At 60.9% G+C, this 10,190-nt stretch carries 9 protein-coding genes, 1 other RNA gene and 2 pseudogenes; 10 read left to right on the forward strand and 2 right to left on the reverse strand.

The genetic code is table 11. The features are described 5' to 3' along the window. Positions 1-511, reverse strand: a 511-nt coding sequence (locus L9Z73_RS18050) for a penicillin-binding protein activator (protein WP_247403606.1), incomplete at its 3' end; no start/stop codon positions are given. A 187-nt stretch (positions 512-698) separates the two neighbouring features. Here L9Z73_RS18050 and rsmI point away from each other — a divergent pair. The 10 genes and pseudogenes from rsmI to murD form a co-directional block, all read left to right on the forward strand. Beyond that, positions 699-1,604 (forward strand): 16S rRNA (cytidine(1402)-2'-O)-methyltransferase, encoded by a 906-nt coding sequence (gene rsmI / locus L9Z73_RS18055; protein WP_247403608.1) that lies wholly within the window; start codon positions 699-701, stop codon positions 1,602-1,604. Positions 1,605-1,700: 96 nt separating this feature from the next. Next, positions 1,701-2,054, forward strand: an RNA gene (rnpB, locus tag L9Z73_RS18060) — RNase P RNA component class A. 355 nt (positions 2,055-2,409) lie between these two features. Further along, the gene (gene mraZ, locus L9Z73_RS18065; RefSeq protein ID WP_003171868.1) at positions 2,410-2,865 is read left to right on the forward strand and encodes a division/cell wall cluster transcriptional repressor MraZ; all 456 of its coding nucleotides are present in this window, start codon (positions 2,410-2,412) and stop codon (positions 2,863-2,865) included. Next, positions 2,862-3,809, forward strand: a complete 948-nt coding sequence (rsmH, locus tag L9Z73_RS18070; RefSeq protein WP_425262724.1) for a 16S rRNA (cytosine(1402)-N(4))-methyltransferase RsmH — start codon at positions 2,862-2,864, stop codon at positions 3,807-3,809. The genes mraZ and rsmH overlap by 4 nt, the downstream gene beginning before the upstream one ends. Next, positions 3,806-4,099 (forward strand): cell division protein FtsL, encoded by a 294-nt coding sequence (gene ftsL, locus L9Z73_RS18075; RefSeq protein ID WP_247403609.1) that lies wholly within the window; start codon positions 3,806-3,808, stop codon positions 4,097-4,099. The genes rsmH and ftsL overlap by 4 nt, the downstream gene beginning before the upstream one ends. Beyond that, entirely contained in the window at positions 4,099-5,841 is a 1,743-nt protein-coding gene (locus L9Z73_RS18080) for a peptidoglycan D,D-transpeptidase FtsI family protein (protein WP_247403617.1), read from the forward strand. The genes ftsL and L9Z73_RS18080 overlap by 1 nt, the downstream gene beginning before the upstream one ends. After that, positions 5,841-7,304 (forward strand): UDP-N-acetylmuramoyl-L-alanyl-D-glutamate--2,6-diaminopimelate ligase, encoded by a 1,464-nt coding sequence (locus tag L9Z73_RS18085; RefSeq protein ID WP_247403610.1) that lies wholly within the window; start codon positions 5,841-5,843, stop codon positions 7,302-7,304. The genes L9Z73_RS18080 and L9Z73_RS18085 overlap by 1 nt, the downstream gene beginning before the upstream one ends. Next, entirely contained in the window at positions 7,297-8,667 is a 1,371-nt protein-coding gene (locus L9Z73_RS18090; RefSeq protein WP_247403611.1) for a UDP-N-acetylmuramoyl-tripeptide--D-alanyl-D-alanine ligase, read from the forward strand. Before L9Z73_RS18085 ends, L9Z73_RS18090 begins: the two co-directional genes overlap by 8 nt. Beyond that, a complete protein-coding gene (mraY, locus tag L9Z73_RS18095; RefSeq protein WP_247403613.1) occupies positions 8,667-9,749 on the forward strand; it encodes a phospho-N-acetylmuramoyl-pentapeptide-transferase in 1,083 nt (360 codons plus the stop codon). Before L9Z73_RS18090 ends, mraY begins: the two co-directional genes overlap by 1 nt. A 6-nt stretch (positions 9,750-9,755) precedes the next feature. Continuing rightward, positions 9,756-10,076 (forward strand): annotated as a pseudogene (murD, locus tag L9Z73_RS18100) (UDP-N-acetylmuramoyl-L-alanine--D-glutamate ligase); the annotation flags it as partial. Here murD and L9Z73_RS18105 read toward each other — a convergent pair. After that, a pseudogene (locus tag L9Z73_RS18105) lies at positions 10,065-10,190 on the reverse strand (tyrosine-type recombinase/integrase); the annotation flags it as partial. The pseudogenes murD and L9Z73_RS18105 sit on opposite strands and share 12 nt — an antisense overlap.

Genomic DNA, 10,190 nt, shown 5'->3' on the forward strand with positions numbered 1-10,190 from the left:
TGCTCTTCGCGGCGTCGCCCGTCAGCAGTGGCGCCATGGCCACACGCTCGCGAGCGGCGGCCAGGGTCTGGCCGTCGGTTTCATAAGCCCGCGCATGTACGGTGCCGGTGCGAACCTGCTGTTCGGCCGGCAGCTCCTTCAGGTTTTGCAGGCTGGGGTGGTTCAACGCCGCCAGCGCGGCCTTGGGCTGGTTGCGCGCCATGGCCAGTTCGGCGGCCAGGGTGCTGGCGAATATCTGCGCGGCGGGCTTGAGAGCATCCAGTGGCACCTGCGCAAGAATCTGCGACGAGCGGCCAGCGTTGTTCTGGTGGTAGGCCATGTCCGCCGCACTCAAGCGCAGCAGCGCAGCTTTTTCGGGCGTGTTGGCGGTGGTCGCCTGTTCGAGCAGTTGTTCGATACTGGCGTCCGGGGTCCGTGGCAGGTCGCCAAGGCTGGACGAGGGCGAGCTGGCACAGGCGCCCAGCAAGGCAGCGAGGCAGAGGGCGGAGAGCAGCCGCAGACAAGGGATCATGTAAATGTTCCTGATACCGATCAAATTAGCGTGGAATTGTACCCAAGCACTGGCCCAGGCGCGATGTTACTGGCGTGAAACCGTCAATTTAGATGGTGCAAATGTTGCGTTTGGGTGGCTACGGCCGACCGACGGCTGAAACGGCATCCATCTCGATGGCATATTTCCAGGGCGCCTACGCGCTACAATGTGGCTTTTGCCAACCATCGAGGTGTGCGTTTTGACTGCTCCAGGTCCTTTGAATTCCACTGCAGGCTCGCTTTTTGTCGTGGCGACGCCCATTGGCAACCTGGACGACATCAGTGCCCGGGCGCTTAAAGTGTTGCGCGACGTTAAATTGATCGCGGCGGAAGACACTCGGCACTCCCAGCGTTTGATGCAGCATTTTGGGATCAGCACGCCATTAGCCGCCTGCCACGAGCATAACGAGCGCGAAGAAGGCAGCCGTTTTATCACCCGCCTGCTGGCCGGTGACGATGTGGCGCTGATCTCCGATGCTGGCACCCCGCTGATTTCCGATCCCGGTTACCACCTGGTGCGCCAGGCGCGTGCCGCGGGAATCAATGTAGTGCCCGTTCCGGGCGCATGCGCGTTGATTGCGGCGTTATCTGCGGCGGGGTTGCCATCGGATCGTTTTATCTTCGAGGGTTTCCTGCCGGCCAAGGCGGTGGGGCGTCGCGCACGTCTTCAGGCGCTTAAAGAAGAGCCGCGCACGCTGATCTTCTATGAAGCCCCGCATCGTATCCTCGAATGCCTGCAGGACATGGAGCTGGTGTTCGGTGGCGAACGCCTGGCGCTGCTGGCCCGCGAGCTGACCAAGACCTTCGAGACGCTCAAGGGGTTGCCGCTGGAAGCGCTGCGCGCGTTTGTCGAAGGTGACAGCAATCAACAGCGTGGCGAGTGCGTGGTGCTGGTGGCGGGTTGGACGGCGCCGGAAAATGAAGACGCCGTTGGTGGCGAAGCCATGCGTGTCCTGGATCTGCTGCTCAAGGAGATGCCCCTTAAGCGAGCGGCAGCGCTGGCGGCGGAAATTACCGGGGTGCGCAAGAATGTGTTGTATCAGGCCGCACTGGATAAACAGAAAGCCGAATAGTTCCGGGGTTAAACCGGTATTCCGTCTGGACGTGATGGCATTGCTGCACTTTTAACACTTGTCCTAAGCCCGTCGTGCCGTTAACCTTCGCGGCGGAGAGTCGATTGGACAGTCGCTGCCTTCTATGAAAATTAGGGGGGGGAGGAAAGTCCGGGCTCCATAGGGCGAAGTGCCAGGTAATGCCTGGGAGGCGTGAGCCTACGGAAAGTGCCACAGAAAATAACCGCCTAAGCACTTCGGTGCCGGTAAGGGTGAAAAGGTGCGGTAAGAGCGCACCGCACGTCTGGCAACAGTTCGTGGCTAGGTAAACCCCACTTGGAGCAAGACCAAATAGGGTCCCAAGGCGTGGCCCGCGCTGGGACCGGGTAGGTTGCTAAAGATGTCCAGTGATGGCCATCGTAGACGAATGACTGTTCAAGACAGAACCCGGCTTATAGATCGACTCTCCACCTTTTTTCCTTCTGTCCGAATCTCGGACAGAAACCCGGTAGTAACGCAAGAATCCCTCCCTGCCAAATGATTGGCAGATGCATCTTCGTAATACCAAAAAAATCTTACTCTTAATAAATTACTTTAACTTTGAGCCATAGCTCTTTGAGCTATTAGTGCTTATTGAGCAAAAAATACCGCCGAACTCTGGTTTCTCCTCCTTTTACGCTCCTAAATCTCCGTTCTGTAAGGCTTTTCCTTGAATCCGCGCCTTGACGGTGTGGTGGGCGCATTCCTATAGTGTGCGCAAGTGGCGGAAAGTGGCACAAAGTGGGTTTTTTGAACGTAAAACGCTAAAATTGGGAGAAACGCATCTGTGTTTCGCGGAGCCAACGCTATCAGTCTCGATGCAAAAGGCCGTCTCGCTATGCCGAGCCGGTATCGTGACGAGCTCATTTCGCGAAGTTCCGGACAGTTGATCATCACTATCGATGCCGTTGACCCTTGTTTGTGTGTTTACCCCCTCGATGAGTGGGAGTTGATTGAAACCAAGCTGCGCGCCCTGCCTTCGTTGCGTGAAGAAAACCGCCGTCTGCAGCGTTTGCTGATTGGTAATGCCGTCGACCTCGAGCTCGATGGCAGCGGTCGTTTCCTGGTGCCACCGCGTCTGCGCGAGTACGCCAAACTCGACAAGCGCGCAATGCTGGTGGGCCAACTGAACAAGTTCCAATTGTGGGACGAAGATGCCTGGGATGCTGTTTCTGCAGCTGACCTGGCTGCTATTCAACAACCGGGCGCCATGCCTGATGAACTGCGTGATTTGATCCTGTGACTATTGATAGCGGCTTTAACCACATCACCGTACTGCTTGACGAAGCCGTTGAGGCTCTCGCCGTACGCGCGGATGGCTGCTATTTGGATGGCACCTTCGGCAGGGGCGGGCACAGTCGGTTGATACTCAGCCAACTCGGGTCCGACGGTAAACTCCTCGGGTTCGACAAAGACCCCCAAGCGATTGCCACCGGGCAAGCGCTAGCGGCCGAAGACGGCCGCTTTGTCGTTGTACAACGCAGCTTTGCCGAGCTGGGTGCCGAAGTCGCCGAACGCGGCATGGCAGGCAAGGTGGCCGGAGTTTTGCTCGACCTGGGCGTGTCTTCGCCACAGCTCGATGACCCGGAGCGCGGTTTCAGTTTCATGAACGACGGCCCGCTCGATATGCGCATGGACCCCACCCGTGGTGTCAGTGCTGCCCAGTTCATCGCCACCGCACCGGTGGAAGAAATCGCCCGGGTGTTCAAGGAATACGGTGAAGAGCGCTTCGCCGGCCGCATGGCGCGTGCGGTGGTCGAGCGCCGGGAAATCCAGCCGTTCGAGCGCACCGCCGACCTGGCCGAAGTGCTGAAAGTCGCCAACCCTGCCTGGGAAAAGGGTAAGAACCCCGCCACCCGTGCGTTCCAGGGCCTGCGCATTCACGTCAACAACGAATTGGGCGATCTGGAAGCGGGCCTCGACGCCGCACTGGAAGCCTTGGAAGTGGGTGGTCGCCTGGTGGTGATCAGCTTCCACTCCCTGGAAGACCGCATCGTCAAGCTGTTCATGCGTCGCCTGGTCAAGGGCGAATCCGACAACCTGCCGCGCAACCTGCCGGTACGTTTCGAAGCCTTCGTGCCGAAAATCAAAGTCCATGGCAAACCGCAGTTCGCTTCCGAAGCTGAACTCAAGGCCAACCCTCGTTCCCGTAGCGCCGTCATGCGCGTCGCGGAGAAGTTGCGGTGAGCAGGCTTTTCGCCAAGCCCCTCCCGGGCGGTAGCTTCTTTATGTTGCTGCTGTTTATTGGCGTCTTGGTGTCCGCGATCGCGGTGTCCTACAGCGCCCATTACAACCGCCAACTGCTCAATACCCTGTACGGGGAATTGAGCGTGCGCGATAAAGCGCAGGCAGAGTGGGGCCGGTTGATCCTCGAGCAAAGCACCTGGACTGCCCACAGCCGCATCGAAATACTGGCCACCGAACAGCTGAAGATGCACATCCCGAGCGCGGCCGAAGTTCGAATGGTGGCGCCATGATGAAACTCGAAGGCGCACTTTACCCGTGGCGCTTCCGTCTGATGCTCGGCTTGCTGGCCTTGATGGTCGGCGCAATCGCCTGGCGGATCGTCGATCTGCAGGTAGTCGACCGCGACTTCCTTATCGGCGAGGGCAATGCCCGTAGCCTGCGACATATTCCGATTCCTGCACACCGCGGGCTGATCACCGACCGTAACGGTGAGCCCCTGGCCGTCAGCACACCGGTGACCACACTGTGGGCCAACGCCAAGGAATTGCAGGTGGCCAAGGACAAGTGGCCACAGCTGGCTGCCGCGTTGGGTCAGGACCCGAAAGCCTTGGCCGAGCGCCTGGAAGCTCAGGCCAATAAAGAATTCATCTACCTGGTTCGCGGCCTCACCCCCGAACAAGGCCAGCAAGTGCTCGACCTAAAAGTCCCCGGTGTCTACGGCATTGAGGAGTTCCGCCGCTTCTATCCGGCTGGTGAAACCACCGCGCACATGGTTGGCTTTACCGACATCGATGACCATGGCCGCGAAGGCGTCGAGCTGGCCTACGATGAATGGCTGGCCGGCGTGCCCGGCAAGCGACAGGTCATCAAGGATCGACGCGGCAGACTGATCAAAGACGTCCAGGTCACCAAAAACGCCAAGGCCGGAAAGCCCTTGGCGTTGTCGATTGACCTGCGCCTGCAATACCTGGCCAACCGCGAGCTGCGTAACGCGATCATCGAGAACGGCGCGAAGGCCGGCAGCCTGGTGATCATGGACGTGAAGACCGGCGAGATCCTCGCCATGGTCAACCAGCCGACCTACAACCCGAACAACCGTCGCAACCTGCAACCGGCGATGATGCGCAACCGCGCGATGATCGACGTGTTCGAACCGGGTTCGACCATGAAAGCCATCTCCATGAGTGCCGCCCTGGAAACCGGGCGCTGGAAGCCCAGCGACAAGGTCGAGGTCTACCCTGGCACCCTGCAGTTGGGCAAATACACCATTCGTGACGTGTCCCGTACCGAAGGTCCGGTGCTGGATCTGACAGGTATCCTGATCAACTCCAGTAACGTGGGCATGAGTAAGGTTGCCTTCGATATCGGCGGCGAAACCATCTACCACCTGGCGCAAAAGATCGGCCTGGGCCAACCCACCGGCCTGGATTTCCCGGGTGAGCGCGTGGGCAACCTGCCTAACTACCGCGACTGGAAAAAGGCCGAGACCGCCACGCTCTCCTATGGCTATGGCCTGTCGGTGACAGCGATCCAACTGGCTCACGCTTTCTCTGTATTGGCCAATAACGGTCGAATGGTTCCGTTGAGCCTGATCCACGTCGACGAAGCGCCGAAAGCGACCCAGGTAATTCCGGAAAACGTCGCCAAGACCATGCAAGGCATGCTGCAACAAGTGATCGAGGCACCGCGCGGCGTATTCCGTGCCCAGGTGCCGGCGTATCACGTGGCTGGCAAGTCGGGTACTGCGCGTAAGACCTCGGTCGGCACCAAAGGCTATGCCGAGAACTCCTATCGCTCGCTGTTCGCCGGCTTCGGTCCGATGAGCGACCCGCGCTACGCGATCGTCGTCGTGATTGATGAGCCCAGTAAAGCTGGCTACTTCGGTGGCCTGGTGTCGGCGCCGGTGTTCAGCAAAGTGATGTCCGGCACCCTGCGCCTGATGAACGTCACGCCGGACAACCTGCCGCCGACCCAACAAGCGAACGCCGGACCGCCGGCCGCCGCGGTAAAAGCCAATGGAGGGCGCGGCTGATGTCTCTTAGCCTGAACAAGATTTTTGCCCATGCCGGTCGCGATCTGCTGATCCGCGAGCTGAGCCTGGACAGTCGAAATGTACGCGCTGGGGACCTGTTCCTGGCGGTGCCTGGCGGCAAATACGATGGTCGTGCGCATATCTCCGATGCCCTGCAACGCGGCGCCGCAGCCGTGGCTTATGAAGTGGACGGCGCCACCGTGCTGCCGATCACCGACGTGCCGTTGATTCCCGTCAAAGGCCTGGCCGCGCAACTGTCGGACATCGCCGGGCGTTTCTACGGCGACCCGAGCCGCCACCTGAACCTGATTGGCGTGACCGGCACCAACGGCAAGACCAGCGTGACCCAACTGGTCGCCCAGGCCCTTGACCTGCTGGGTCAGCACTGTGGCATTGTCGGCACCCTGGGCACCGGTTTCTATGGCTCGCTGCAAAGCGGCCTGCACACCACGCCGAACCCGATCGCCGTGCAAGCGACCCTGGCCGACCTGAAAAAGGCCGGTGCCAAGGCGGTTGCCATGGAAGTGTCGTCCCACGGTTTGCACCAGGGCCGCGTTGCCGCGCTGGCTTTCGATGTGGCGGTGATGACCAACTTGTCCCGCGATCACCTGGACTACCACGGCACCATGGAGGCCTATGGCGCCGAGAAGGCCAAGCTGTTTGCCTGGAATGACCTGAAGTGCCGCGTGGTGAACCTGGATGACGCGTTCGGCCGCGAGCTGGCTGCCCAAGACAGCGAAGCGCGCCTGATCAGCTACAGCCTGGAAGACCCCCGCGCCTACCTGTATTGCCGCGAAGCCCAATTCAACGACGAGGGCGTGCGCGCCACGTTGGTGACGCCGCAGGGCGAGCACCATTTGCGCAGCACCTTGCTGGGTCGTTTCAACCTGAGCAACGTGCTTGCCGCCATCGGTGCCTTGCTCGGCCTGGACTACGCACTCGATGAAATCCTGCAGGTGCTGCCGAAGCTGGAAGGCCCGGCCGGACGCATGCAGCGTTTGGGTGGCGGTTCGCAGCCGCTGGTGGTGGTCGATTATGCCCACACGCCGGACGCACTGGAAAAAGTCCTATTGGCCCTGCGCCCGCATGCCAAAGGCAAGTTGCTGTGCCTGTTTGGCTGTGGCGGTGATCGCGATCGCGGCAAGCGTCCGTTGATGGCCGAGATTGTCGAGCGCCTGGCCGATGGCGTGCTCGTCACCGACGACAACCCGCGCAGCGAAGACCCAAGCCAGATTTTCGACGACATCCGCGTCGGCTTTAAAGACGCATCCAAGGCCAGCTTCGTTGCCGGTCGCGGCGCGGCTATTGCCCAATTGATCGCCAGCGCCAGTGCCGACGATGTCGTGGTACTGGCCGGTAAAGGTCACGAGGATTACCAGGAAATCAACGGCGAACGCCACGCCTTCTCCGACTTGGTCGAGGCCGATCATGCCTTGACCGCCTGGGAGGTCGCCCATGCTTAAAGCGATGAAATTCAGCGAGCTGACCCAGGCTCTCTCGGCGCGCATGCTGTCGGGTGATTGCAGTTTCAATGGCGTCAGTATCGACAGCCGCGCGATCAAGCCAGGCCAACTGTTTGTCGCCCTGGCCGGCCCGCGTTTCGACGGCCATGACTACCTGAATGACGTTGCCGCCAAAGGCGCGGTTGGTGCCCTGGTGCAGCGCGAAGTGGCGGATTCTACCCTGCCGCAATTGCTGGTGGCCGATACACGCCTGGCCCTCGGCCAACTTGGCGCGCTGAACCGTGCTGCCTTCGATAAGCCCGTGGCAGCCATTACCGGCTCCAGCGGCAAGACCACGGTCAAGGAACTGCTCGCCGGTGTCCTGCGCACACGCGGGCCGGTGCTGGCGACCCGTGGCAACCTGAACAACGATTTCGGCGCACCGCTGACCCTGCTCGAACTGGCCCCGGAACACACGGCGGCCGTCATCGAGTTGGGTGCTTCGCGTGTCGGCGAAATCGCCTACACCGTGGCGCTGACCAAGCCTCACGTGGCAATTATCAACAACGCCGGAACTGCCCACGTCGGCGAGTTCGGTGGCCCGGAAAAAATCGTCGAAGCCAAGGGCGAAATCCTCGAAGGCCTCGATGCCTCGGGCACTGCTGTTTTGAATCTTGACGACAAGGCCTTCGAGACCTGGCGTGTACGCGCCGCCGGTCGCAAGGTGCTGACGTTCGCCGTGCTGAATGCCGCGGCCGATTTCCACGCGTCGAACATCACGCTCGACGCCCGTGGTTGCCCGTCCTTTACCTTGCATACGCCGCAAGGCGAAGAGCGCGTGCAGTTGAATCTGCTGGGCAACCATAACGTCGCCAACGCCTTGGCTGCTGCGGCTGCGGCTTACGCCCTGGGTGTGTCGCTGTTTGGCGTCGCCACCGGCCTGGGCGCGGTGCAACCGGTCAAGGGCCGTACCGTCGCGCAATTGGCCAGCAACGGCATGCGTGTGATTGACGACACTTACAACGCCAACCAGTCCTCGGTCTGCGCCGCCATTGATCTGCTCAAAGGCTTCGACGGGCGCAAGGTGCTGGTGCTGGGCGATATCGCCGAACTGGGCGACTGGGCCGAACAGTCCCATCGTGAAGTCGGCGTCTACGCTAGCGGCAAAGTCGACGCGCTCTACGCTGTCGGCCCGAACATGGCCCATGCCGTCAATGCCTTCGGCCCCGGTGCGCGGCATTTCGCGACCCAGGCCGAGCTGATCCAGGCGTTGCGTGCGGGCGAACAAAATAAACACACAACCATTTTGATCAAGGGATCGCGCAGCGCGGTGATGGAAAACGTCGTCGTGGCCTTGTGTGGCTCAAGTACGGAGAAACATTAATGCTGCTGCTGCTGGCTGAGTATCTGCAACAGTTCCATAAAGGCTTCGCGGTCTTTCAGTACCTGACCCTGCGCGGGATTCTGGGTGTGCTGACCGCGCTGTCTCTGTCGCTGTTCCTGGGTCCGTGGATGATCCGCACCCTGCAGAACCTGCAAATTGGTCAATCGGTTCGCAATGACGGCCCGCAGTCGCACCTGTCCAAATCCGGCACCCCGACCATGGGCGGCGCGCTGATTCTGTCATCCATCGGTATCAGCACCTTGCTCTGGGCCGACCTGCACAACCGCTACGTCTGGGTAGTGCTGGCGGTGACCTTGTTGTTCGGCGCCATCGGCTGGGTGGATGACTATCGCAAAGTGATCGAGAAAAACTCCAAGGGGCTGCCAAGCCGCTGGAAGTATTTCTGGCAGTCGGTCTTCGGCCTGGCCGCCGCGATCTTCCTCTACACGACTGCTCCAAGCGCCGTCGAGACTACCTTGATCATCCCGATGCTCAAGGATGCGAGCATTCCGCTGGGCATCGGCTTCGTGGTGCTGACCTACTTCGTCATCGTCGGCTCCAGCAACGCGGTGAACCTGACCGACGGCCTCGACGGCTTGGCGATCATGCCGACGGTGATGGTGGGCGGTGCGCTCGGCATCTTCTGCTACCTGTCGGGCAACGTGAAATTCGCTGAATACCTGTTGATCCCGTATGTGCCAGGCGCCGGTGAACTGATCGTGTTCTGCGGCGCGCTGATCGGTGCCGGCCTGGGCTTCCTGTGGTTCAACACCTATCCCGCACAAGTGTTCATGGGCGATGTCGGCGCACTGGCGCTGGGCGCGGCGCTGGGCACCATCGCGGTGATCGTTCGCCAGGAAATCGTGCTGTTCATCATGGGCGGTGTGTTCGTGATGGAAACCCTGTCGGTGGTCATCCAGGTGGCGTCCTTCAAATTGACCGGGCGCCGCGTGTTCCGCATGGCGCCGATCCACCACCACTTTGAACTCAAGGGCTGGCCTGAGCCGCGTGTGATCGTCCGATTCTGGATCATCACCGTGATTCTCGTACTGGTCGGCCTTGCCACCCTGAAACTGAGGTAGAAACGAGTGTCCCTGATCGCTTCAGACCACTTCCGCATCGTTGTCGGCCTCGGCAAGAGCGGCATGTCCCTGGTTCGCTTCCTGGCGAACCGAGGCGTGTCGTTTGCCGTCGCCGATACGCGGGAAAATCCACCGGAGCTGGTCACGCTGCGCCGTGACTACCCGCACGTGGAAGTGCGTTGTGGCGAGTTGGATGTCGAGTTTCTGTGCCGTGCCGACGAGCTCTACGTGAGCCCCGGCCTGGCCCTGGCGACACCGGCCCTGCAAGCCGCAGCGGCGCGCGGCGTGAAGCTGTCCGGCGATATCGACCTGTTCGCGCGCATCGCGCATGTAGCGCTCGATCCACACAATCGCTTCTTCCCCCATCGGCACCAGCCGCTCCTTGCTACCCTTGCCCATCACCCGCAGCACGCCCTGGCGCAGGTTGACTTGCTCAAGGGT

It is taken from the genome of Pseudomonas emilianonis, from assembly GCF_023072625.1.
GTDB classification, from domain to species: domain Bacteria; phylum Pseudomonadota; class Gammaproteobacteria; order Pseudomonadales; family Pseudomonadaceae; genus Aquipseudomonas; species Aquipseudomonas paraveronii.

Bases quoted from the DNA above. Each gene is read 5' to 3' on its own strand.
- mraY (WP_247403613.1), top strand. From the start codon at position 8,667: ATGCTGCTGCTGCTGGCTGAGTATCTGCAACAGTTCCATAAAGGCTTC.
- L9Z73_RS18085 (WP_247403610.1), top strand. From the start codon at position 5,841: ATGTCTCTTAGCCTGAACAAGATTTTTGCCCATGCCGGTCGCGATCTG.
- L9Z73_RS18090 (WP_247403611.1), top strand. From the start codon at position 7,297: ATGCTTAAAGCGATGAAATTCAGCGAGCTGACCCAGGCTCTCTCGGCG.
- rsmI (WP_247403608.1), top strand. From the start codon at position 699: ATGTGGCTTTTGCCAACCATCGAGGTGTGCGTTTTGACTGCTCCAGGT.
- L9Z73_RS18080 (WP_247403617.1), top strand. From the start codon at position 4,099: ATGAAACTCGAAGGCGCACTTTACCCGTGGCGCTTCCGTCTGATGCTC.